Here is a 21985-nt window from a genome sequence, read left to right on the forward strand (position 1 = left end):
GGCATGATTGACATTTACACGCACATCCTGCCGCGCCCCTTCTCGGAGGCGCTGGGGAAGGTCTCGCCCAGGCTCGGCAACATCGCGGCGCGCCTGCAGGGCGTGCGGGCGCTGCACGACCTCGAGGCCCGCTTCCGTGCCATGGACGAGGTGCCCGGCTACAGCCAGGTCATCTCGCTGCCCAACCCGCCGCTCGAGGACATCGTCTCCGCGCCCCAGGCCGCCGACCTCGCGCGCATCGCCAACGACGCCATGGCCGGGCTCTGCGCCCGCCACCCCGAGCGCTTCCCCGCCTTCGTCGCCACCCTCTCCCTCCTCGACCCCGAGGACGCGCTCCGCGAGGCCGACCGCGCCATCACCACCCTCGGCGCCCGCGGCGTGCAGATCTTCACCAACGTCGCGGGCAAGCCGCTGGACCGGCCCGAGTACCAGCCCCTCTTCGCCGCCATGGCAGGCCACGACCTGCCGGTCTGGCTCCACCCCGCCCGCACCGCCGACATGGCGGACTACGCAAGTGAGGCAAAGAGCCGCTTCGAGATGTGGTGGTGCTTCGGCTGGCCCTACGAGACCTCCGTCGCCATGGCACGCCTCGTGCTGTCAGGTCTCTTCGACCGCCACCCCGCCCTCAAGATCATCACCCACCACGGCGGCGGCATGATCCCGACCTTCGACGGCCGCGTCGGACCCGGCATGGCCGTGCTCGGCAGCCGAACCACCGACGAGGACCTCTCGGGCATCCTCCCCGCCCTCCGCCGCCCCCACCTCGACTACTTCCGCGACTTCTACGCCGACACCGCCATGTTCGGCTCCGCCACAGGTCTGCCCGCCTCCCTCGCCTTCTTCGGACACGAACACCTCGTCTTCTCCACCGACGCACCGCTCGGGCCCATTCCCGAAACCCTGCGCGCTCTGGAAGAACTGGACCTGACGCCGGAGCAGCGCCACGCGGTCATGCGGGGCAATGCCGAGCGCCTGCTGCGGCTCGACGCGCGCGACTGATCGCCGGGCAAGCGACGCGGCTCACCGGACCGTTGGTGGGCGCAGCCTGGACGGGCCGGTGGCGCTGGTTAAGCATGTTGCCACCGGCGACGACCCGCGTCCGAACGGGCGTCCCGAGTGGCCGGAGGCGGGTGGCGCGTCCACCCCTCCACCAAGAAGAAAAGAGGAAACGCCGTGCGCTACGTCGATGCCTTCTGCCATTTCTTCCCCAAGCGCCTCTGGGACCGGATCCTGACCCTGGAGGGCGCTGGCGCTGGCATCGGTTCGCGCATGCGCGGCATTCCCGCCATCTACGACCTGGATGAGCGGATGCGCGTGATGGATCTGTTCAGCCAGCACGATTACACGCAGGTCATCTCGCTCGGCATGCCGCCGCTGGAACAACTCGGCACCCCCGAGGTCTCGGTAGAGCTCGCGAAGCTCGCGAATGACGGCATGGCGGATCTGGTGCAGAAGCACCCCGATCGCTTCGCCGGCTACGCCGCCGCCCTGCCGATGAACGATCCCGACGCCGCCGTGCGCGAGGCCGAGCGCGCCTTCCGCAACCTCGGCGCCAATGCCGTGCAGATCCACAGCAACATCAACGGCGCGCCGCTCGACGAGGAGCGCTTCTTTCCGATTTTCGAGACGGCGGCCAAGCACGGCAAGCCGGTCTGCCTGCATCCCTCCCGCGGCAACGAGGTGACGGACTACGTCACGGAAGCGAAGTCGCGCTACGAGATCTGGTGGACCTTCGGCTGGCCCTACGAGACCTCCGCCGCCATGGCCCGCCTCGTCTTCGGCGGCGTGATGGACCGGCTGCCGGACCTCAAGATCCTCGCCCACCACCTCGGCGCCATGGTTCCCTATTTTGAGGGGCGCGTGGGGCCCGGCTGGGACCAGCTCGGCAAGCGCACGACGGACGAGGATCTCTCGGGCGTGCTCGCGGGCCTCAAGAAGCGCCCGCTCGACTACTTCAAGAGCATGCACGCCGACAGCGCCACCTTCGGCTCGCGCGCGGCCACCGTCTGCGGCCTCGACTTCTACGGCGCCGACAAGGTTCTTTTCGCCTCCGACTGCCCCTTCGATCCCGAGCGAGGCCCCGGCTACATCCGCGAGACAATCAAGGTGCTCGAGAGCATCGACATGCCCGAGGAGGACCGGCTGAAGATCAACTACCGCAACGCCGAGGGCTTCTTCGGACTCAAGCCCCGCTGAGAGGACCGGCGGCGCGCCGTCTCGCGCGTCGCCCCGACATGCGGCTTGCAGAGACGAGGGTGACGCCGGATCAACCGGCGCGCCGGAGAGGGGAGGTTCACCATGCTCACCCGCCGACAGGCCGCGGCCGCTGGGCTGCTTGCGCTCGCGGTCCCCGCCGCCGCCCAGGAGAGCGCCCAGGAGGCGGGCGCCACCCGCCTGCCGGACGGCCCCGTGAACATCATCGTCGGCTCCGCGCCGGGCACCGGCAACGACATCCTCGCGCGCCTCATGCAGCCCTACCTGCAGCAGCGCCTGGGGCAGCCGGTCGTGGTGGAGAACCGCGTGGGCGCCAGCGGCATCATCGCCGCCCAGGCGGTCTCTCGCGCGGCGCCCGACGGGCGCACGCTGCTGGTGATGGGCGATCCCTTCGTCACCAGCCCCAGCCTGACGAAAAGCCTGCCCTACGATCCCGTCGCGGGCTTCTCCTTCCTCATCCGCCTCGCCAGCGGCGTTGTCGTCCTGGCGGTGAAGGCGGATTCACCGGCCAACGACCTCCGCGGCTTCGTGGAACTGGCGCGGGCGAATCCAGTGCGGCTCAACTACGCCTCCCCCGGCAACGGCACGCCCCATCACATGATCATGGAGATGTTCAAGGTGACCAACCACCTGGACATCGCCCATGTGCCCTATCGCGCCGCCTCGCAGGCCCTCCAGGACCTCGTCGGCAAGCGGATCGACGCGATGATGGTGCCCGTCCACGTTGCGCTACCAATGGCTCGCGATGGGCAGATCAGGATCCTTGCCATCGTGGCCGATAAGCGCTCGGCGGAGGCGCCGGAGGTGCCGACCATGGCGGAGGCGGGCTTTCCCATGACGAGCGCCACCCTCCTCTTCGGCCTCTTCGGCCCTGCCAACATGCCGCCCGCCCTCGTCGCCAAGATCAACGCGGCGGTGAACGGCTGGCTCTCCCTGCCGGAGACGAAGGAGCGGCTGCGCTCGCAGGGGATGGTCGCGGATGGCGGCACGCCGGAAGCCTTCCGCCAGGGCATCGTGAACGACATCGCCCATTGGGCGAGGGTGATCCGGGAGGCCGGGATCACCCCCGACTGACCCGGCGTGGTGCTTGCGGCACAGGAGGTGGGGTGACAGCCTCCGCGTGCCGGCGCGGGGCCATCCCGTCCCGGCGCGCCCCGGAGCATGCGCGCCCATGAAGATCCCCGATCTGCCCTTCACCATCACCGACTGGTCCACCGTTCCCAAGACCCACCACCCCGGCGAGACCGGGGAGGCCACCTGGCGCAGCTTCACCGTGGGAGACCTGCGGGTGCGGATGGTGGAGTACTCGCCGGGCTATCTCGCTGACCACTGGTGCGACCGCGGCCATGTGCTGACCGTGCTGGAGGGCGAGCTGGAGACCGAGTTGCGCGACGGCCGCCGTTTCACGCTGCGGCCCGGCATGAGTTACCAGGTCTCCGACTTCGGTGATGCCGCGCACCGTTCCTCGACGCGGACCGGGGCGCGGCTGTTCATCGTGGACTGACGCGGGTTGATCGGCCGGGTGCTTCCGCGGCCGTTGCCTGATCCTGGGCATGACCGACTTTTGATGCATCATAACAAAATAAAGACCAGCTTAAAAAACGAGTGCAAAAACGATTTGGATGTTCAACCAATTTCTGAAGGAAGCGTTAAGCGCCCGAACCGATCTCTGGCCGTCCCCCCTCGGCCAGGAACCCCTCGACCCGGCTCAGGAATTCCCATGGCAGTCTCTTTCCTCCGCCGCAGCATCTTCCTTCTCGTTGCCCTCTTCGCGGTAAAATCCACCCCCGTCGCCGCCCTTCAGGAGTTTGCACGCGAGATTCATCCCTTTTTCACGACAGGCACCTCGGTCTGGGTGCTCACCGCCCTGCTTGCTGCGATCCTCGTCAGCCATCCTGGCCTGCGCCAACGTTGAGCCGGCCTGGGGCGTAGCGGGCGGGGCGCTCAAGCCAGCGGCAGGCCCCAGCCGACCACCGCATCAACAAGCGCCAGATCGGCCCCGCGCGGGCCGATGACGGAGAGACCGATCGGGCACCCGTCCAGCAGCCCCAAGGGCATCGAGACCTGGGGCAGCCCGCCCAGGCCCGCGATGCAGGTCAGCGTCATCGCCCGCGTGCGGAAGGCCTCCAGCTCCGCGGCCGGTGTCGCCAAGCGGGGCGCGATACCGGGGGCGGTGGGAAGCAGGAGCGCGGTGCCCGGCGGCAGGGCGGCGTCCAGCACGCGCAGGGCGGCGTTGCGCCCGGCCTCGGCGGCCTGCTCGGCCTCCTCGGTCAGGCCCGAGGCCCAGGCGAAGCGCTCGCGGACTCCAGGGCCGAAGGCGGGCTCCACCGCCGTCACCCACTCCCCATGCGTGCGCCAGGCGTCGCGGCCCTGCAGGACCCGGAAATGGCCGAACCAGTCGGATAGCCCGTCCGGGGCAAGGCGCGTGGACTCGAACGGCAGTTGCTCCGCGAGCATCGCCAGGGCGGGCGCCAGCCCCCCGCCAACCTCCTCTCCCGCCAGATCGAAGGCGTCCTCCAGCCGGACAAGACGGGTGATCGGCGCTGCCGCCGCCTCCGGCAGCAAGGCGCGGCCGACGCGGGCCAGCAGCCCGGCCTCGCGCGTGAACCAACCGACTACGTCGAAGCGCGGCGCCAGCGGCACCAGCCCGCCCACCGGTACCGCCCCGTGCGTGGTGCGGATCCCAAACAGGCCGCAATAGGAGGCGGGTACCCGCACCGAGCCGCCGGTATCGGTGCCGAGCGCCGTGTCCACCGCCCCGCCCGCGACGGCCGAGGCCGAGCCGGAGGAGGAGCCGCCGGGGATGCGCCCCGGCGCCCGCGTGTTCACGGGCGTGCCGTAATGCGCGTTCTCGCCATTAAGGGAGAAGGCCAGCTCGTCGGTATGCGTCTTGCCCGAGAGGGTGGCGCCGGCGTCTAGCATCGCCGCGACCGCAGCGGCGTGGCGCGTCGGTACGGGATGGGTGCGCGCCCAGTCCGGGTTGCCCGCGGCGGTCGCGAAGCCCGCGACATCGAAGAGGTCCTTGGCCGCGAAGGTGATCCCCGAGAGCGCGCCGCCCGGCACGCCCGCGATATGCGGCTGCGGTCCTGGGGTGAAGGCGTTCAGCGGGTCGGTCATGCTCTCTTTCCTTGGGCGCTTAAAATCGGCCGGGCATGGGCCGCGATGGCCCCTGGCGTGCAGAGCCACACTTCCCCCGCGGCCGCCGAGGCGGCAAGCCGGGCGAAGATCCGCCGCAGGTGCCGCAACCGCGCCGGCCAGCCGACGAGGAAGGGGTGGAGCGACAGGTTGAAGACGATCGGGTGCCGGGCGGAGAGGCGCAGCATCTCCTCGAAGCCGTCCAGCGTAGCGTCCGCCCATTCGGCGGGCGTCCACTTGGCCGCGTGCAGCGCCGGCAGGTCGTTCAGCGGGCGGGCATAGGGCACCGCCACGAGGTCGCGGCCCCTTGCCGTGCGGAGAAGGGTCGGCTGGTCGTCATGCGGCCAGTCCATGACGTAGTCGAAGCCGGCATCGGCCAGGATCTCCGGCGTGCGGTGCGTCTCGGCCACCCAGGGACCCATCCAGCCGCGCGGCGGGGCGCCGGTCAGCGCCAGGAGCCGGTCGCGGCACTCCCGGATCATCGCGCGCTCCGCCGCCTCGTCCATGTCGGACTGCCGCTCGGCATTGGTGCGGCCATGGCCGACGATCTCGTCGCCCCGTGCGAGGAGGGCGGCCGGGACCTGCGGGCAGAGGTCAATGATCTCGGTGTTCATCAGCGCGGCGGCCGGCAGCCCGTGCTCGGCCAGCGCGTCCAGCAGGTACCAGATGCCCACCCGGTTGCCCCAGTCGCGCCAGCCGAAATTCACCACGTCCGGCTCAGGCAGGGGGTTCACCAACGGGATACCCAACCCCTCCGCGAAGGGAAAGGCCTCGACGTTGATGGCGATGTAGACCGCCAGCCGCGCGCCGTTCGGCCAGTCCCAGACCGGCCGCTCCGGCAGGGGCGAGTAGGCATAGCGGCCATGGGTCGCGAGCGGCATCAGGGCATGATGTCGAAAGCGAGGCCGAAGCGCTGGTCGAGCCGCACCGTGTGGTGGTCCGCGATGTTCGTGTCGGCCAATTCCAGGTTGAGGAAATCGACCGACGATCCGGTGAAGTAAGGCCCCGCGTGCCAGGTTCCGTGGTGCAGGGCGAGGGCCTTGCCGCTGGGGATGCGGAAGGCCTCGATGGCAGCAGGATCGGGCTCCGCGCCCGCATCGTCCACGTTGCCGGGGGCAGCGAGGGCGATGAACCACTCCTCCCCTTTCGTGGCCGCGAGGCACTGGGTGACGGCGGTGTGGCGGGTGATGCCGGCGACGCGCATCGGCCGCGCCGTCAGCCGCATGATGTAGAGCCGCGGCGTGCCGCGCCCGAGGTCGAGCACGGCCTCGGCGGGGCCGAAGGGCGTGCCGTCCTCGCCAGGCTCGATCAGCGTGCCGTAGGGGGCGATCGCCTCGGGCGTCGCCTCGCGGGCGGGGAGGGCGCGGATTTCGATGGCCGTGTCGCTCATGGCCGGGGCTCCGTGATGCAGGGGGCGGTCAGCATGGCATGGAGGCGCCTCGCCAGGGGCGTTGCCGGATCGAGCACCGCTTCGGCCTGGGAGAAATGGTCGGCGCCCTCGATGGCCATCAGCGTGGCCCGGGGGCCGAGCCGGGCCGCAAGTTCCCCCGCCTGCCGCCGGAACTCGGCCGTCTCCCGGGCGCCGTGGGTGATCGTGACCTCGGCAGACAGCAGCGCGGCATGGTGCAGCGGGGAGAGAGCGGCGGCTTCCGCCTCGCTCAGCGAGAGGACGGCGTTGCGGAAGGAGCGGCGCACGGGCTCGAGGTCGTACATGCCGCCCATCAGCAGCAGGGAGGCCGGCGGCGCCTCCTCCCGCAACTCGATCGCCGCCATCGCCGCGAGGGTCGCGCCGGAGGAGATGCCGGCGAGGTGCATGCGCTGGGGGTCGAGCCCGAGCGGGGTGGCCTCCCGCCGGAGGAAGCGCAAGGCCTCGGCCACTTGCGCGGCCATTTCGGCCAGCCTCGCCCCGGGCCGCTTCGCGTGGGTCACCACCGCGTGGGAGATGCCCCATTCGCGCAGCCGGGCCGCCCAGAAGCCTGCGCCAGCGGCATTGCCCGTGGTCCAGCCGCCGCCGTGCACGAGGACAAGAAGGGGCTGCGGCCCATCCACCCCCTCTACGGGATAGAGGTCGAGGCGCATGGCCGGGTGTGTGCCATAGGCGATGTCCGGGCGGATCGGCAGGGCGGCGCGGTTGCGCTGCGCCAGCGCCCGCAGCCGGGCAAGCGCCGCCGCGCCCTCCGCGCCGGCGGCGGCGTTGTTGTCGTACTGCGCGTCGAGCGCCGCTTGGTCGTAGCCACCCCAGACCGGCGCCGGCGCGGATACCTCGCTCACGCAACTGCCTCCCGCGGGAGCTCGGTGTGGTCGCCGCCGATGAACTCGCGCCAGGTGGCCGCCTCCTGGTCGAGGAAGAGGCAGCGCTTCACACCCTCGATCAGCCGCGGCGCCGTGTATTTCATCCCGCTGTTGGAGGCCGAGACCGGGCCGAGGCTGAGCGTCGCCCCGCGCGTGATCGTCAGCACGCGGGAGAGCCAGGGCGCCCGCCCCGCCTCGCGCTCCGTGAAAGCGCCGAGGCGGTCGAGATAGGGGAAGCGGCCGAGCGCCGGGTTGGCCTCCTCCGGCGGCGGGGCGTAGCGGTCGGACCAGAGCGCGGCCTCCGCGGCAATGGCCGCCATCTCAGGCCGTTCGGCGAGGTCCACGCGCATGCCGGTGGCGGCGACCACGGCATCAAAAGCAAAGCGGCGGCCACCGCCCTCCACCAGGATCTCGCTGCCGCTCCAGCAGATGGAATCCCAGGGCGTGGCGGGGTGCAGCGCGAAGCCAGGCGTCGCCATGGCCGCGTCGTAGGTCGGCTTCGGCGGGCCCTGCCCGATGCTCAGCAGCCGGTGCATCATGGCCCATTTCCGGGCATCCGGCAGGTCCACGTAATGGGCGAGGTAGCCCGCATTCTCCATCCAGCGGCGCGGATTGGTCAGCGGCAGGGCAGGGCGGCGGAAGCAGAGATCGGCCGAGCGCGCCCCGGCTGCCAGGGCCGCCACCGCCGTATCGAAGCCAGAGGCCCCGGCGCCCAGTACGCCCACCCGCATGCCGCGCAGGACGGCAGGGTCGAAAGCGTGGTTCGCATGGTACACGCGGTCCGCCGGCACGGCTTGCGCCATCCATTCGGGGATGGAGAAGCCGGCGGCGCCGGTGGCGAGGACGCAGCTGCGGGCGAAAACCGTCCGTGGCTCCGCCACCGTCTCGAAGCCGAGGCGCAGCAATTGGCTGCCCTCCACCGGTTCCAGCGACGCAAGGCGCCAGCCATTCGTCACCGGCAGATCGAGCGCCTCGCGGTAGAAGTTGAGGTAGTCCATCCAGGAGGTGCGCGGGATGCGGAACATCGCCGCCCACCCGTCCGCCCCGTGCTGCGCCTCCCACCAGGCGCGGAAGGAGAGGGAGGGGAGGCCGAGGTCGGGGCCGGTCAGCGTCTTGGGTGTGCGCAGCATCGACATGCGCGCGAAGGTTACCCAGGGCCCCTCTCGTCCCGGCTCGGCCACGTCGAAGATGCCTATGCGCTCCACCCGCTCCCGCCGCAGCCCGGCGCCGAGGGTCAGTCCGTACTGGCCGGCGCCGATGACCGCGCAATCAAGCGCCACCGTGCCGTCCGGCGCCGCGACCGGCTCGACCCAGGCCGGGGTGGGGTAGGCGAGGGTTTCGAGCTCCCGGCGGATCCGGGATCGCAGGTCGTCGAGCGCGCTGGCACGGGGAATGGGATGCATCACGGAGCCTGAGGCGAGCGTGGTGGGCAGGAGGCGGGGGGCGGGATTCAGCGGCGAGGCCGCCAGCGGCCCCGCGCCCGGCTCGACCCGTGCGAGCCTGGAGGGCGGGCCCTCACGTGGTTCATCGTCGCGCCCTGCAAGGAAGATCGGCAGCCCATGGGCAGCCCGGTTGCAAGCCTCGTGCCGAATACTACCCGCGGCGGAGCGCCCCCAGCGGCAGCCGGTTCGCTTCCTTCAGGCGGTCCAGAACGATGGAGGAGCGCACCCGCGCAACACTTTCATGCGGCAGCAGGACGTCGTTCACGAGGGCCGAGAGGTCCTTCAGCTCCGGTACCACGGCCTTGAGCAGGTAGTCGGCGTCGCCGGTCATGGCATAGGCCTCCTGCACCTCGTCTAGGCGCGCGACGAGTTCGCGGAAGCGCTGGGCGTTGTCGCGGCTGTGGGTGGCCAGGGTGACGTTGATGAAGACGAGCAGCCGCAGCCCCAGCGCGCCCGCCGCCAGTTCCGCATGATAGCCGCGGATGGCGCCCGCTGCCTCCAACGCCAGTCGCCGGCGCGAGCACTGGGAAGCCGAGAGGCCGATACGTTCCCCTACCTGCTGGTTTGTTAGTCGCCCGTCCTCCTGCAGGGCCGCGAGCAGCCGGAGGTCGATGGCATCGAGGTCGAGGATTTCGTGCATGAAAGGATGATATACCGCACGGGTTGTGTGGAAAAGTTATGACTGAGTTCGAGTTCGCACGCTTTGCGCGGGGCAGACGCAATAAGCTGGTCCAAAGTCAGAGGATAAGAGGAGACTTCCCAATGGGCCCCTTCCCGCACGACGCGCCCCGCGCCACCATCTCCGAGCACAACCCGGCCGGCACGGACGGCTTCGGCTTCGTCGAGTACGCTCATCCGGAGCCCGAGAAGCTCCACGCCCTGTTCCGCCAGATGGGCTTCACCGCCGTCGCGCGGCACCGGACGAAGCGGAGCACCCTCTATCGCCAGGGCGACATCAACTACCTGCTGACGGAGGAGCCGGGCTCGCACGCCGTGCGCTTCACCGAGGCCCACGGCCCCTGCGTGCCCTCCATGGCCTTCCGCGTGGTGGATGCGAAGCACGCCTTCGAGCGCGCGGTGGCGAACGGCGCCGAGCCCGCGACCGAGGGCAAGACGATGGACATCCCGGCCATCAAGGGCATCGGCGGCAGCTTGCTCTACTTCATCGACCAGTACGGCGAGGGCCGCTCGGCCTATGATGCCGAGTTCGAGTGGCTGGGCGCGCGCGACCCCTGGCCGGTGGGCGCGGGCCTCTACTACATCGACCACCTGACCCATAACGTGTTCCGCGGCCGGATGGACGTCTGGTACGACTTCTACGCGCGCATCTTCAACTTCCGGCAGATCCGCTACTTCGACATCAAGGGTGAGTACACGGGCCTCTTCTCCCGCGCTCTGACGAGCCCCGACGGCCGCATCCGCATCCCGCTGAACGAGAGTGCGGACGACGAGAGCCAGATTGAGGAGTACCTGCGCGAGTACAAGGGCGAGGGCATCCAGCACATCGCCTGCGGCTGCGACGACATCTACGGCACGATCGAGGGCCTACGCGAGGCCGGCCTCTCCTTCATGCCCGCGCCGCCCGACACCTATTACGACAAGGTTGACTCTCGCCTGCCCGGCCACGGCGAGGACCTGGTGCGCCTGAAGCGGAACGGCATTCTCGTGGACGGTGAGGGCGTGGTGGAGGACCGCAAGGCGCGGCTGCTCCTGCAGATCTTCTCCGGCAACGTCATCGGTCCGGTCTTCTTCGAGTTCATCGAGCGCAAGGGTGACGACGGTTTCGGCGAGGGCAACTTCCGCGCCCTCTTCGAGAGCATCGAGGAGGACCAGCTGCGGCGCGGCGTGCTCTCCGGGGCGCAAGCGGTGGAGTAGCCGGCACAAACTGAGCGCCATCCGGCCGCGCGGCGGCCGGATGTTGCGGCGCGGGCAGGGGCGGCGGGATACTGGGCCGTTGCCTCTGGAGACCCGCTCATGCTTCGCCGTGCCCTTCTCTCCCTGGCCCCGGCGGCGCTTGCCGCGCGGCCGGCCCGCGCCGCGCCCGGGTGGAGGATTGTTACCGAGTATCCAGCCAATGCCATGCCTGGCGAGGGGATCGCCTATTTCGCGGAGGCGGCGACGCGCCTCGCCGGAGGCCTGCTCACCGTCACCCCCAGCTTCGACGCCCCGCAGGGCCTGCGCTCCGCCGCCATGATCCGCGCCACGGCCGAGGGCCGGGTGGAGGCCGCCGATGCCTTCACCGGCGCGTTGGCGGGAGAGGGGGCGATCTTTCAGCTCTCCGCGCTGCCCTTTCTCACCGCCTCGGGCGAGGACACCGCGCGCCTGCTGCGCGCCGCCCGCGGGGCCTATGCCTCGGCGCTCGAGGCGCGCGGCGTGACGCTTCTCTACGCGACCCCCTGGCCCGCCACCGGCCTCTGGTCCCGCAACCCCGTCCCCGGCCCGGAGGCGCTGCGTGGCCTGAAGATCCGCACCTACGACGCCGCCAGCACGGCCGTGATGCGCGAGGCCGGCGCGGCCCCCGCGCAGATCTCCTTCGCCGACGCCATGCCGCGCCTTCGCGCGGGCGAGCTGGACGCGGTGCTCTCCTCCGGGGACGGCGGCGCGGGGGCGCGGCTGTGGGAGGTGCTGCCGCACTTCACCGCGCTCGACTATGCCTCGCCGCTCAGCCTTGCCTTCTGCAACCTCGCGGCGCTCCGCGCGCTCCCGCCGGCAGGGCAGGAGGCGATAGCGGCGGCCGGACGCGAAACGGAGGCCCGGCAGTTCCGCGCGATCGCCAATCGCCTAGTTGAGAACGAGACGCGAATGCGGGAAAACGGCGTGACGCTCTCGAGCGGAGCGCCCCTGCGGGCCGCGCTCAGCGCCGCGGCCGCGCCCGTGCTGGCGGAATGGTCCGCGCGAGCCGGGGCGGAGGGTGCGGAGATCCTCGCCCACTACCGGGCGCGCTAAGGGAAGGAGCCGGGATGGGGTTGCTCGTGGACGGCCGGCGGCAGGACCGTTGGTACGATACGAAAGCCAGCGGCGGCCGCTTCCTCCGCAAGGAGAGCGCCTTCCGCAACTGGGTGACCCCCGACGGCGCCCCCGGTCCCAGCGGCGAGGGCGGCTTCAAGGCGGAGCCAGGCCGCTACCACCTCTACGTCTCCCTTGCCTGCCCCTGGGCGCATCGCGCGCTGATCATGCGGGCGCGCAAGGGGCTGACGGAGGCAATCGGCCTTTCCGTGGTGCACTGGCACATGGGAGAGAATGGCTGGACCTTTGAGGAGGGACCGGGCGTCATCCGCGACCCCATCCACCACGCCCGCTTTCTGCACGAGGTCTATACGGCCGCCGAGCCGGACTATACCGGCCGGGTCACGGTGCCGGTCCTCTGGGACAAGCAGCGCGGGACGATCGTGAACAACGAGTCGGCCGAGATCATCCGGATGCTCGACCACGCCTTCGGCGGCCCCGGCGATCACTACCCGGCAGCCCTGCGCCCCGAGATCGACGGGCTGAACGCCACGATCTACGACACCGTCAACAATGGCGTTTACAAAGCCGGCTTTGCTACCACGCAGGAAGCCTATGAGGAGGCGGTGCGCCCGCTCTTCGAAACCCTGGACCTGCTGGACTGGCGCCTCTCGTCGCGGCGCTACCTCGTGGGCGACGGGTTGACCGAGGCGGACATCCGCCTCTTCACCACGCTGGTGCGCTTCGACGCCGTGTACCACGGCCACTTCAAGTGCAACCTGCGGCAGATCGCGGCCTATCCCGCGCTGTTTCCCTATCTGCGCGACCTCTACCAGTCCGTGGGCTTCGGAGAGACCTGTGACTTCGACCATATCAAACGGCACTATTACGGCAGCCATCGCGGGATAAACCCGACGGGCATCGTGCCGCTCGGACCCTTGCAGGACCTCCGCGCGCCGCACGGGCGGGAGGCATTGGGGCAGGGGAGTGGGTGAAGCATACCACACCTCGCCCTGCGGGGCGCCGCGCCGATTTGGGCGCTCGCCTGCGTTCCCCCGAATAGGCAGGATAGCTTGAAAACCTCGGGCGGGCTCGGAAGTCCGCTTGACCATCATCCCCCATTCATCAACAGGAGAGGTCCCATCTCGCCCAAGGTCGGGATCGCCGCGTCCCTTTCCATGCCCGCAGGGGCTCCCCCGCACGAGCGGATCATGGCTGTAGCCCGGGAGATGTTCTGTCGCGATGGCATCCACGCGACCGGCGTGGACCGCATTCTCGCCGCGGCCAATGCCTCCAAGATGACGCTCTATACCCGCTTCGGCTCGAAGGAGGCGCTCGTCCGCGCCGCCCTGCGCCAGGAGGGGGAGATCTGGCGGGCAACCTTCTCGTCGAAGGTCATGGAGGCCGCCGACGACCCCATGGAGCGGCTGCGCGCCATCGTGCCCGTGCTGTCCGGCTGGTTCAACGGCGGCCGCTTCTACGGCTGCGCCTTCATCAACGCCGTCGCCGAGCACACGAAGGGCGAGCCCTGGCTGCGCGAGCTGGCGGCCGAGCACCAGCGCGCCTGCCTCGATTTCCTGGAGAACCTGGTCCGCGACGCCGGCTACGCCGCCACCAGGGATCTCGCGCGCCAGCTGCTGCTCCTGGTGGACGGCACGGCTGCCGAGCTGATGGTCAGCGGCGACGAAGGCGTGCTGCGCATTGCCGCCCGCACCCTGGACGCCCTCCTCGCGGTCGAGGAACGTGTGCCGGCCTGACCTTCGGGCAGGAGCAGACCCCCGGCGGGCCATGTCGCCCGGACGGATGGTCTGCCCGGAAACAGGGAACCTTGGACGCTCACCGGCCGCCATTGCGCGCGCCGGCGGCTCCGGCGCCCGCACGAGAGGAGACCGCGATGATCGTGGACCTGCGGATCTACACCTGCCAGCCCAACCGCATGGCCGAGTTCGTGAAGCTGTACGAGACCATGGCCTGGGAGATTCAGAAGAAGTATCTCGGCCGCTGCCTTGGCTGGTACACGACACTGGAGGGCCCGCTGAACCGCGTGGTGCACCTCTGGGCCTACGAAAGCCAGGCGGACCGCGAGCAGCGCCGCGCGGCGATGGCCGCGGATCCCGGCTTCCAGGCCTATCTCGCCAAGGCGGCGGAACTGGGCGTGCTACAGGAGATGCAGAACCGCATCGTCGCGCCGACGGCCTTCTTCAAGGCCTATTCCGAGGCGCAGTAAGGGCTCGCCCCCGGCTGCTAGGCGGGCCGGGAGCGAGATGGTGGGCCGGGAGGAGAGGCCTTCTCCTCCCGGATCTCACCGGCCCTTCAGCAGGTCGGCAAGCCGGTCGAGCAGCCCTTCGCCCTGCCGGGCGGCGTAGCGGCCCCGCTTCTCCGCCTCATACCGGGCCCGGCCGAAGAGGCCCCAGCCGGCATCGCGCACGTCCTCGGCCGCGTCCCGGCCGCGCCGGAACAGGCTCCAGCCACGGTCGCGGGCATCGTCGTAGACGTCCTCGCCGCCACCGCGCGCAGCCTTGTAGAGCGAGCGCCCGCGGCTGCGCGCCTCGTCGTAGAGGTCCGCGCCGCGATCCAGCACGTCCTCGTAGGCGGATGCGGCGTAGCGGCTGGCGCGGTCGGCGAAGCGCTCGCTGCCCTTGCGCGCGCCGCGCAGGTAGGGGCGCGTTTCCTTCCCGGCATAGCCGAGGGCGCGGCCGGCGATGCGGCTGGCCTCGTCGCCGAGGCTGCCGATACCGCGCCGTGCCTCGGAGCCCAAGGAGCCGATCCCGCGTCGAGCCTCATACCCAAGGGAGCCAATCCCGCGGCGCGCTTCGTGGCCAAGCGACCCGATCCCGCGCCGCGCCTCGGAGCCCAGGGAGCCGATGCCGCGCCGGGCCCGGTCCGCGAAGCGCTCCGGCAGCGGCCGGGAGTGGCGCAGCGTGTACATGCCGAAGGCGGCGCCCGCGAGCAGGGCGGTGGCCCCCAGGATGATCCCGGCCGGGCCGAGCGGGTTCATCTGGGCCTCCAGCAGGAACGAGGTGCGGCGCGGCGGTGGGCCGGCGAGGGAGGAGGTCTCGGCCAGGTCCTCGCGCGCGTCGTAGAGGTTGTCCCGGCGCTCCTGCCGCCCGGGCTGATCGCTCGACTGGGTGGGCTTGGCGATCTTGCTCATGACGAGATCCGTCAGCTTGGGGGCGAGGCGCCCGATGGCGGAAACCGCGAGTCCGCCTCCGCCGACCGTCAGGTCGCGCACGCGGTGCTCGCAGGCATAGAGGATGGCGCGGGCTACCACACGCGGGTGGTAGGCCGGCGGCGGGTTCCGGACGCCGGTCGTGCCCATCAGGTTCCGGGCGTGCTCCATATAGGGCGTGTCGATCGGGCCGGGTTTGATGAGGGTGACGCTGATCGGGTAGCCCTCGGCCAGGAATTCCGTGCGGAAGGCCTCGGTCACGCCCTTGATCGCGAATTTGGAGGCCGAGTAGGGGCCCTGCAGCGCCATGGAGCGGTCCGAGAGCACGCTGCCCGTGTTGACGATGGCCCCGCCCTTGCCCTTGAGGTGCCGCGCCGCGACGAGGGTGCCGTGGACGACGCCCCAGTAGTTCACGTCGAAGAGGCGGCGCTGGTCCTCCACCGGCACGTCCTCGAGCGAGCCGTAGATCGCGACACCCGCGTTGTTGCACCAGGAGTCGAAGCCGCCGAAGGCCGTGATGGCGGCGGCGCTGACCGCTTCCACCTGCGCGAGGTCCGCGACATCGGCCACGACGGGCTCGGCCCGGCCGCCCTTGGCGCGGAGTTCAGCGGCCAGGGCGTTCAGCGCGTCCTCGTTCCGCGCGACGATGACCACGGCAGCCCCCTGGCTGGCGGCCATGCGGGCGGTCGCGAGGCCGATGCCGGAGGTGGCACCGGTGACGACGATCACCTGTTCCGAAAGGGGCTTTAGCTTGGGTGCGGGCATGGGAGGGTCCTCGGCATTGCGCGGTCTCAACGACGCAAGCCCCCCAGGGTTGTCGCGGCCCGGTCCGCCCTCGCGCCCCTCCCGCCCTGGGGGCCGGACCGAGGAAAAGGGCGCCCGGCCTTCGCGGCCGGGTGCCCCTTCCTGGCCTCAGCCCTGCTTCGCGAAGTTGGCGGCGATCCGCTGCTGCAGGTAGTCATGCGCCGTGATCGGCTCGAACCGGCCGCTGGCGCTGCGGATCACCGCGTCCTTGTTCGCCTGGCAGAAGAAGGGCAGCGAGTAGCGCGGGCCGAGATACTCGTCCGCCCGCGGCATCCGCACCCGGTGCAGGGTGGACTGCAGCTGGTCGTCGCTCCAGCGCATCAGCATGTCGCCGATGTTGCAGGTGATGACGCCGGGCAGCGGCGGCACGTCGGTCCAGGCCAGCTCGCCCGAGATCTCCTTGCCGGGGCAGAGCTGCAGGCCGCCCTGGCCGGTGCGCTGGTGCAGCAGCGTCAGGCAGTCGTAATCGGTATGCGCGCCGGCGCGCCAGCCCGTGAAGTCCTCGGGCTTGGCGTTGTCCATGGCCATGTAGTGGATCATGCGCAGCGTGGATTGGTACTCGGGCGAGGTCGGGTCATGCGCCTCGGTGAAGAAGTCCGGGGGAAAGCCGAGCTTGAGCGCGAAGCAGGAGAGCACCTTCATCCCCAGCGCCCAGTTCGCCCGCTCGAAGGCGAGCATAACCGCCTTGAAGCCCGGCAGCTCGTCGCCTGAAGGCCAGAGCTCCTTCATACGGGGCACGGTAATCTGGAAGGATTCCTTGTTGTCCGCCGTGCCGGTGGAGGGGCGGACCTGCTCCTTGTACTCCCAGCCCGTGTTCGTGCCCTTGAGCATCGGCAGCTTCGCCTTGCTCTCCATCGGCAGCTCGAAGAACCTCGCGCAGAGGTCGAAGGCCTCGTCGATCTGCTCCTGGGTGATGCCGTGGTTGACGAGCTGGAAGAAGCCGGTGTCGGTCGAGGCGTCCCAGAGTTGGTCCGCGATCTCCGCCTTGCGCGCCTGGAAGTCGCTCATGTCGACGCGCGGAACCTCGCGCTCCTTCGTGGTGCCCATGCCCCCGAAGCCCTCCTCGCGGTTCAGTTCCTCCAGGCCGTAGGTCCTCTGCGTCGCGCTCATGCTCGTACTCTCCTCGTTCGGGGAGGCGGCCCGCGCCTGCCTCCGGTTGAAGGAGCAATGTCCGGCCCGGGGGAAGGGCTCCGACCGCTTCTACTCCTGGGTGCCGCCCGCCGGCGGGATCGCTGGCGGGCGGAATTCATCAGGCGCCCGGCAGGGGCGGCCACGCGCCGCGGCGGAACGCGCCGGCCGGCTCGCGGGGAAGGATCCTGCAAGAAGGATTCCACGGAACGGCGCTGCGCCAGCAGCGGCGCCGATGCCCTGTTTGGGAAGTAGGGTTCGCGAGCATGCGGGGTGCCTCGGCCAAAGGATGCCGGAGCAATGTCCTGGGCGTGGCCGCCCTGACCGCTTCTACTCGCGGGCGGAACCTAATCCGCAGCGGAAGGGCGAAGCAAGCGGGATATCAGGGGTGGGGCAGGGGGCCTGCGGGCCGTCGCGCCGAGCCGCGCAAGACGAGTTCCCCCCCGACCACGACCCGCCGCACCGGGAGGGAGGGATCGTCCATAAACTCGAGCAGCATCCCGACCGTCGCCTCCACCATCGGCCCGAGCGGCTGCGAGAAGGAGGTGAGGTCGTAGCTGCGCCAGCGCGCCGGCCCCACGTCGTCGAAGCCGACGACCGAGAGGTCGCCGGGGATGGAGAGGCCGAATTCGTGCCGGGCCACCTCCATGCAGGCGATGGCCATGTGGTCGTTGGCGCAGAAGATGGCATCGGGTGCCGCCTCGCGCAGCAGCGCGCGCGTGGCCGCCGCCGCACCCTCGTAGCTGTAATGCCCGGCCGCGCGCGCCGGGGCGGCGAGGCCCGCTTCCGCAAGGCCGCGCACGAAGCCGCGCTCGCGGTCCCGGTTCGTCGAGGAACCCTCCAGCCCCGCGATGAAAGCGGGGCGGCGATGGCCGGCGGCGGCCAGGAAGGCCGCGACATCCCGCCCGCCGCGCTCATTGTCGCCGATGACGCAGGAGAGGTCGGGATCGTCCGTCATCCGGTTGAACATCACGACGGGCACGCCCAAGGCCCGGCACTCCCGCGCCAGTGCGGAGGAGAGGCCCGTAGAGGCCAGCACCACCGCGTCCACCTGGTAGCGCATCACCTGCTCGATCATCGGATCGCTCGGTGCGGCCGGATCGGCCGTGAAGAGGAGGATCTGATAGCCCTCCGCCTGCAACCGGGCCGAGAGCGCCTCCAGCACCAGCGGGTAGAACTGGTTGCCGAGATCGGCCATGGCGACGGCCACAATGCGTGACCGCCGTGTGATGAGGGAGCGCGCGATGGCGTTGGGCCGGTAGCCGAGGCTGCGCGCCGCCTCCATCACCCTTTCGCGCAGATCGGGCGAGACGCTGGCGCCAGGAGTGAAGACGCGGCTGACGGCCGATTGAGAGGTGCCGGCGCGCCTCGCCACGTCGGTGGCGGTGACGCGGCGCGCGGTGCTCATTCCGCCGTCCACCCTCCGTCGACGAGGATCGCGCTTCCCGTCATCAGCGCTGCGCCATCCCCCGCGAGGAAGACGATCGCGCCCATCAGGTCCTCCACCTGCCCGAGCCGCCCGAGCTTGATCTTGGACAGCACCGAGGCGCGGAAGGCGGCGTCCTCGAAATAGGGCCTGGTGAGCGGCGTCTCGATATAGGTGGGGCAGATCGTGTTCACGCGGATGCCGTGGGTGCCGAGATCCACGGCCATGGCCTTCGTCATCCCCTCCATTGCGGCTTTCGAGGCGCAGTAGACGGTGCGGTTGGCCCCGCCGACATGTCCCATCTGCGAAGACATGTTGATGATCGAGCCGCGCCGCCCTGCCGCGATCAGCCGCCGCGCGACCGCCTGCGCCGCGAAGAAGGCGGCGCGGAGGTTGAGGTCCATAATCGCGTCGAAATCCTCCACCAAGACCTCGGTGAAAGGCTTTGGGCGGTTGGTGCCTGCGTTGTTGACGAGGATGTCGAAGGGCTCCGCCGCGGCGATGGCGGCCTGCGCCGCGGCCACGTCCAGCACGTCGAGGACCATCGCCTCCGCGGCACCGCCTCCGGTGCGGATCTCCGCCGCGGCCGCCTCGATCTCGTGGCCGGTGCGGGAGAGGAGCGTGACATGCGCCCCTGCACCAGCAAGCGCCGCCGCAGCGGCGAGGCCGATGCCGCGCCCCGCGCCCGTGACCAGCGCGCGCCGTCCATCGAGACGGAACGAGGGTGTGACCGGCAGCATCACTCCGCCGCCTGCCCATAGGGGATGTTGCGCCCGCCGTAGCGGCGAACCCGGACATTCGCCTGCTCCGCATGGCCCACGAAGCCCTCCAGCATGCAGAGGCGCGAGCAGTACTCCCCGATCATCGCGGAGGCCTCATCCGTCAGCACGCGCTGGTAGGTGCAGGTCTTAAGGAACTTGCCGACCCAGAGCCCACCCGTGTAGCGCGCTGACTTCTTCGTCGGCAGCGTGTGGTTTGTGCCGATCACCTTGTCCCCGAAGGAGACGTTCGTGCGCGGTCCGAGGAAGAGGGCGCCGTAATTCGTCATGTGGCTGAGGAAGTAGTCGGGGTCGCGCGTCATGACCTGTACGTGCTCGGAGGCGATGTCATCGGCCACGCGAACCATCTCGTCGTCGGAGTCGCAGACGATCACCGCGCCATAGTCCTCCCAGGCCTTGCGGGCGATCTCGGCGGTCGGAAGGATGCCGAGCAGTCGCTCCACCTCCTCCATCGTTTCCCGCGCCAGGCGCTCGGAGGTGGTGAGGAGGATGGCCGGCGAATTCGGCCCGTGCTCGGCCTGACCCAACAGGTCCGTCGCGCAGATCTCGGCATCCACCGCCTCGTCCGCGATCACGAGCGTCTCGGTCGGACCCGCGAAGAGATCGATACCGACGCGGCCGTAGAGTTGGCGCTTCGCTTCCGCGACATAGGCGTTGCCGGGGCCGACGAGCATGTCAACGCCCTTGATGCTCTCCGTCCCCAGCGCCATCGCGCCGACAGCCTGGATGCCGCCCAGGCAGAGAATTTCGTCGGCACCCGCCATGTGTTGAGCTGCGACAATCGCGGGGGCAGGGCGCCCTCGGTAGGGCGGCGCGCAGGTGACGATGCGGCCGACACCCGCGACCTTCGCGGTGATGACCGACATATGAGCGGAGGCGAGCAGCGGGTACTTTCCGCCGGGGACGTAGCAACCGACCGAGTTCACCGGGATGTTACGATGACCCAGGACCACGCCAGGAAGCGTTTCCACCTCGATATCACGAATGGCCTCGCGCTGGTGCTGAGCGAAACTCCGCACCTGCTCTTGGGCGAAGCGGATATCGTCAATGTCGCGCTGCGAAAGTTGCGAGAGGCATTCCTGGATCTCCTCGTCGGTGAGCCGGTAGTCCGCGCGGTCCCAACCGTCGAAGCGTACCGAATACTCGCGCACTGCGGCGTCACCCCGGGCGCTGATTTCCGCCAGGATGCCCTCAACGGTCTCACGGACGCGCGCGTCGTCCTCCGCGATGGCGCCGGGGTCCCGTCCCTGTTTCAGATACCGCGGCATGCTATCTCCTCCCTTTTTGCATACGTATGCAACAGCCTGGATAGGTTGAGCCTGGGGCTGCGTCAATGAGCATCTGCAAGCTCCTGATGCACGACGTTGTGCAGGGCTTGCCAACAGCCACACCCGTTCGTGATTGGCGGTCTGTAGCTACGTTCCATTTTACCTCACGGGCTTCCTGAGGTTAGAGAATGTCGTTAGCGCAATCTGGGCGGAAACTAGGTGTCGCGGTGGTGGGTCTCGGCGGTGCAGTCGCCACCACGGCCGTCGCCGGTATCGAGGTGATCCGGCGCGGCGCGAACCGGCTTGATGGCCTGCCGCTGGCCGATGTGTCGGCGCCCGGTCTGGTCGACTACCGTGACATGGTTTTCGGCGGCTGGGACCTCGATGGTTCCGACCTTGCTTCCGCTGCGAGCAACCACCGGGTGCTCAACGACGCGCAGCTGAACGAGACGGGCGAAGCTCTCTCGGCGATCCGTCCATGGCCCGCGGTCGGTAGCGGCGAGTTCTGCCGCGGCGTTACGGGCGCGAACAAGCACGAGGCGCCCGGCCACCGCGCGGCCGTCGAGGCCATCGCGTCCGACCTGCGACGCTTCCGCAAGACGAGCGGCGCCGACGGCATTGTCATGATCAATCTTGCCTCCACCGAACGCACGCCCGGCAATGACGAGGCGCTGAATTCGCTCGACGCCTTCGAGCGAGCGCTGGATCGCGACGATCCTTCCATCGGGCCGGCCATGCTCTACGCCTACGCGGCGATCGAGAGCGGCGTGCCCTACGGTAACTTCACGCCCTCTCTCGCGGCGGATGCGCCGGCGCTGAAGGAGTTCGCGAAGGCCCGTAACGTCCCGGTCGCCGGCAAGGACGGCAAGACCGGGCAGACCATGATGAAGACCGTGCTGGCGCCCGCGCTGAAGGCCCGCGCCCTGCACGTGGACGGCTGGTTCAGCACCAACATCCTCGGCAACCGCGACGGTGAGGCGCTGCGCGATCCCGGCAGCCTGCAGTCCAAGCTCGACACCAAGGGCAACGTGCTCGACAGCATCCTCGGCTACCATGTCGAGGACCATCTCGTGGACATCCGCTACTATCGTCCCCGCGGCGACGACAAGGAGGCCTGGGACAACATCGACATCTCAGGCTTCCTCGGCCAGCGTATGCAGATCAAGGTGAACTTTCTCTGCAAGGACAGCGTGCTCGCGGCGCCGCTCGCGCTCGAGATCGCGCGCGTGCTCGATCTCGCCCAGCAGCGCGGCGACGGCGGGGTGCAGGAGCAGCTCTCGATCTTTTTCAAGGCGCCCATGGTGGCCAACGGCCACGCGCCCGAGCACGCCTTCCATGCGCAGGAGCGCATGCTGATGGACTGGCTCGGGGCGCCGCAGTGA

At 69.9% G+C, this 21985-nt stretch carries 22 protein-coding genes; 11 read left to right on the forward strand and 11 right to left on the reverse strand.

Features of this window, described 5'->3' with window-relative positions:
* Positions 1–3: 3 nt before the first annotated feature.
* The 5 genes from D9599_RS09430 (at position 4) to D9599_RS09450 (ending at position 4129) form a co-directional block, all read left to right on the forward strand.
* Complete coding sequence (locus D9599_RS09430) at positions 4–999, forward strand: amidohydrolase family protein (RefSeq protein WP_198380975.1); 996 nt, start codon at positions 4–6, stop codon at positions 997–999.
* 174 nt (positions 1000–1173) lie between these two features.
* Positions 1174–2196, forward strand: coding sequence for an amidohydrolase family protein (locus D9599_RS09435; RefSeq protein ID WP_198380976.1), 1023 nt, complete (start codon positions 1174–1176; stop codon positions 2194–2196).
* Between the two features lie 102 nt (positions 2197–2298).
* Positions 2299–3288: a tripartite tricarboxylate transporter substrate binding protein gene (locus D9599_RS09440; protein ID WP_198380977.1), complete on the forward strand. Its 990-nt coding sequence runs from the start codon at positions 2299–2301 to the stop codon at positions 3286–3288.
* A 97-nt stretch (positions 3289–3385) separates the two neighbouring features.
* Complete coding sequence (locus tag D9599_RS09445) at positions 3386–3718, forward strand: DHCW motif cupin fold protein (RefSeq protein WP_198380978.1); 333 nt, start codon at positions 3386–3388, stop codon at positions 3716–3718.
* Positions 3719–3934: 216 nt separating this feature from the next.
* Positions 3935–4129, forward strand: a complete 195-nt coding sequence (locus tag D9599_RS09450; RefSeq protein WP_198380979.1) for a hypothetical protein — start codon at positions 3935–3937, stop codon at positions 4127–4129.
* 29 nt (positions 4130–4158) lie between these two features.
* Here the strand turns inward: D9599_RS09450 and D9599_RS09455 are convergent, their stop codons facing one another.
* The 6 genes from D9599_RS09455 to D9599_RS09480 all read right to left on the reverse strand — a co-directional run bounded on the left by D9599_RS09455 (position 4159) and on the right by D9599_RS09480 (position 9723).
* Positions 4159–5331 (reverse strand): amidase, encoded by a 1173-nt coding sequence (locus tag D9599_RS09455; protein ID WP_198380980.1) that lies wholly within the window; start codon positions 5329–5331, stop codon positions 4159–4161.
* Positions 5328–6230 carry a polysaccharide deacetylase family protein gene (locus tag D9599_RS09460; RefSeq protein ID WP_198380981.1) on the reverse strand — a complete coding sequence of 301 codons (903 nt, stop codon included), beginning with the start codon at positions 6228–6230 and terminating at the stop codon, positions 5328–5330. Before D9599_RS09460 ends, D9599_RS09455 begins: the two co-directional genes overlap by 4 nt.
* Positions 6230–6739 carry an ureidoglycolate lyase gene (locus tag D9599_RS09465; RefSeq protein ID WP_198380982.1) on the reverse strand — a complete coding sequence of 170 codons (510 nt, stop codon included), beginning with the start codon at positions 6737–6739 and terminating at the stop codon, positions 6230–6232. Before D9599_RS09465 ends, D9599_RS09460 begins: the two co-directional genes overlap by 1 nt.
* A complete protein-coding gene (locus D9599_RS09470) occupies positions 6736–7620 on the reverse strand; it encodes an alpha/beta hydrolase (protein WP_198380983.1) in 885 nt (294 codons plus the stop codon). Before D9599_RS09470 ends, D9599_RS09465 begins: the two co-directional genes overlap by 4 nt.
* Complete coding sequence (locus tag D9599_RS09475; protein ID WP_198380984.1) at positions 7617–9044, reverse strand: FAD/NAD(P)-binding protein; 1428 nt, start codon at positions 9042–9044, stop codon at positions 7617–7619. The genes D9599_RS09470 and D9599_RS09475 overlap by 4 nt, the downstream gene beginning before the upstream one ends.
* Positions 9045–9234: 190 nt before the next feature.
* A complete protein-coding gene (locus tag D9599_RS09480; protein ID WP_198380985.1) occupies positions 9235–9723 on the reverse strand; it encodes an Lrp/AsnC family transcriptional regulator in 489 nt (162 codons plus the stop codon).
* A gap of 122 nt (positions 9724–9845) precedes the next feature.
* Here D9599_RS09480 and hppD point away from each other — a divergent pair, with 122 nt between their 5' ends.
* The 5 genes from hppD (at position 9846) to D9599_RS09505 (ending at position 14256) form a co-directional block, all read left to right on the forward strand.
* The gene (hppD, locus tag D9599_RS09485) at positions 9846–10958 is read left to right on the forward strand and encodes a 4-hydroxyphenylpyruvate dioxygenase (RefSeq protein WP_198380986.1); all 1113 of its coding nucleotides are present in this window, start codon (positions 9846–9848) and stop codon (positions 10956–10958) included.
* Positions 10959–11057: 99 nt separating this feature from the next.
* Positions 11058–12029 (forward strand): TRAP transporter substrate-binding protein, encoded by a 972-nt coding sequence (locus D9599_RS09490; RefSeq protein WP_198380987.1) that lies wholly within the window; start codon positions 11058–11060, stop codon positions 12027–12029.
* Positions 12030–12043: 14 nt separating this feature from the next.
* Positions 12044–13024: a glutathione S-transferase family protein gene (locus D9599_RS09495; RefSeq protein ID WP_198380988.1), complete on the forward strand. Its 981-nt coding sequence runs from the start codon at positions 12044–12046 to the stop codon at positions 13022–13024.
* 216 nt (positions 13025–13240) lie between these two features.
* Positions 13241–13786 carry a TetR/AcrR family transcriptional regulator gene (locus D9599_RS09500; protein ID WP_198380989.1) on the forward strand — a complete coding sequence of 182 codons (546 nt, stop codon included), beginning with the start codon at positions 13241–13243 and terminating at the stop codon, positions 13784–13786.
* 137 nt (positions 13787–13923) lie between these two features.
* Positions 13924–14256 carry an NIPSNAP family protein gene (locus D9599_RS09505; protein WP_198380990.1) on the forward strand — a complete coding sequence of 111 codons (333 nt, stop codon included), beginning with the start codon at positions 13924–13926 and terminating at the stop codon, positions 14254–14256.
* A 75-nt stretch (positions 14257–14331) separates the two neighbouring features.
* Here the strand turns inward: D9599_RS09505 and D9599_RS09510 are convergent, their stop codons facing one another.
* From D9599_RS09510 to hisD, 5 genes are all read right to left on the reverse strand, one after another.
* Entirely contained in the window at positions 14332–15963 is a 1632-nt protein-coding gene (locus D9599_RS09510) for an SDR family oxidoreductase (RefSeq protein WP_198380991.1), read from the reverse strand.
* Positions 15964–16110: 147 nt separating this feature from the next.
* Entirely contained in the window at positions 16111–17112 is a 1002-nt protein-coding gene (locus D9599_RS09515; protein ID WP_198380992.1) for an isopenicillin N synthase family oxygenase, read from the reverse strand.
* A 400-nt stretch (positions 17113–17512) separates the two neighbouring features.
* Positions 17513–18538 (reverse strand): LacI family DNA-binding transcriptional regulator, encoded by a 1026-nt coding sequence (locus D9599_RS09520; RefSeq protein WP_198380993.1) that lies wholly within the window; start codon positions 18536–18538, stop codon positions 17513–17515.
* A complete protein-coding gene (locus tag D9599_RS09525; protein ID WP_198380994.1) occupies positions 18535–19296 on the reverse strand; it encodes an SDR family NAD(P)-dependent oxidoreductase in 762 nt (253 codons plus the stop codon). Before D9599_RS09525 ends, D9599_RS09520 begins: the two co-directional genes overlap by 4 nt.
* Positions 19296–20603, reverse strand: coding sequence for a histidinol dehydrogenase (gene hisD, locus D9599_RS09530; protein ID WP_198380995.1), 1308 nt, complete (start codon positions 20601–20603; stop codon positions 19296–19298). The genes D9599_RS09525 and hisD overlap by 1 nt, the downstream gene beginning before the upstream one ends.
* Before the next feature lie 227 nt (positions 20604–20830).
* Here hisD and D9599_RS09535 point away from each other — a divergent pair, with 227 nt between their 5' ends.
* Positions 20831–21985 carry an inositol-3-phosphate synthase gene (locus D9599_RS09535; RefSeq protein WP_198380996.1) on the forward strand — a complete coding sequence of 385 codons (1155 nt, stop codon included), beginning with the start codon at positions 20831–20833 and terminating at the stop codon, positions 21983–21985.

The organism is Roseomonas sp. KE2513, assembly GCF_016107305.1.
Lineage (GTDB): Bacteria > Pseudomonadota > Alphaproteobacteria > Acetobacterales > Acetobacteraceae > Roseomonas.

What these genes read in the sequence shown, in the direction of transcription:
- D9599_RS09430 (WP_198380975.1), top strand. Translation starts at nt 4, where the DNA reads ATGATTGACATTTACACGCACATCCTGCCGCGCCCCTTCTCGGAGGCG.
- D9599_RS09440 (WP_198380977.1), top strand. Translation starts at nt 2,299, where the DNA reads ATGCTCACCCGCCGACAGGCCGCGGCCGCTGGGCTGCTTGCGCTCGCG.
- D9599_RS09445 (WP_198380978.1), top strand. Translation starts at nt 3,386, where the DNA reads ATGAAGATCCCCGATCTGCCCTTCACCATCACCGACTGGTCCACCGTT.
- D9599_RS09450 (WP_198380979.1), top strand. Translation starts at nt 3,935, where the DNA reads ATGGCAGTCTCTTTCCTCCGCCGCAGCATCTTCCTTCTCGTTGCCCTC.
- D9599_RS09455 (WP_198380980.1), bottom strand. Translation starts at nt 5,331, where the DNA reads ATGACCGACCCGCTGAACGCCTTCACCCCAGGACCGCAGCCGCATATC.
- D9599_RS09460 (WP_198380981.1), bottom strand. Translation starts at nt 6,230, where the DNA reads ATGCCGCTCGCGACCCATGGCCGCTATGCCTACTCGCCCCTGCCGGAG.
- D9599_RS09465 (WP_198380982.1), bottom strand. Translation starts at nt 6,739, where the DNA reads ATGAGCGACACGGCCATCGAAATCCGCGCCCTCCCCGCCCGCGAGGCG.
- D9599_RS09475 (WP_198380984.1), bottom strand. Translation starts at nt 9,044, where the DNA reads ATGCATCCCATTCCCCGTGCCAGCGCGCTCGACGACCTGCGATCCCGG.
- D9599_RS09480 (WP_198380985.1), bottom strand. Translation starts at nt 9,723, where the DNA reads ATGCACGAAATCCTCGACCTCGATGCCATCGACCTCCGGCTGCTCGCG.
- hppD (WP_198380986.1), top strand. Translation starts at nt 9,846, where the DNA reads ATGGGCCCCTTCCCGCACGACGCGCCCCGCGCCACCATCTCCGAGCAC.
- D9599_RS09490 (WP_198380987.1), top strand. Translation starts at nt 11,058, where the DNA reads ATGCTTCGCCGTGCCCTTCTCTCCCTGGCCCCGGCGGCGCTTGCCGCG.
- D9599_RS09495 (WP_198380988.1), top strand. Translation starts at nt 12,044, where the DNA reads ATGGGGTTGCTCGTGGACGGCCGGCGGCAGGACCGTTGGTACGATACG.
- D9599_RS09500 (WP_198380989.1), top strand. Translation starts at nt 13,241, where the DNA reads ATGGCTGTAGCCCGGGAGATGTTCTGTCGCGATGGCATCCACGCGACC.
- D9599_RS09505 (WP_198380990.1), top strand. Translation starts at nt 13,924, where the DNA reads ATGATCGTGGACCTGCGGATCTACACCTGCCAGCCCAACCGCATGGCC.
- D9599_RS09510 (WP_198380991.1), bottom strand. Translation starts at nt 15,963, where the DNA reads ATGCCCGCACCCAAGCTAAAGCCCCTTTCGGAACAGGTGATCGTCGTC.
- D9599_RS09515 (WP_198380992.1), bottom strand. Translation starts at nt 17,112, where the DNA reads ATGAGCGCGACGCAGAGGACCTACGGCCTGGAGGAACTGAACCGCGAG.
- D9599_RS09520 (WP_198380993.1), bottom strand. Translation starts at nt 18,538, where the DNA reads ATGAGCACCGCGCGCCGCGTCACCGCCACCGACGTGGCGAGGCGCGCC.
- D9599_RS09525 (WP_198380994.1), bottom strand. Translation starts at nt 19,296, where the DNA reads ATGCTGCCGGTCACACCCTCGTTCCGTCTCGATGGACGGCGCGCGCTG.
- hisD (WP_198380995.1), bottom strand. Translation starts at nt 20,603, where the DNA reads ATGCCGCGGTATCTGAAACAGGGACGGGACCCCGGCGCCATCGCGGAG.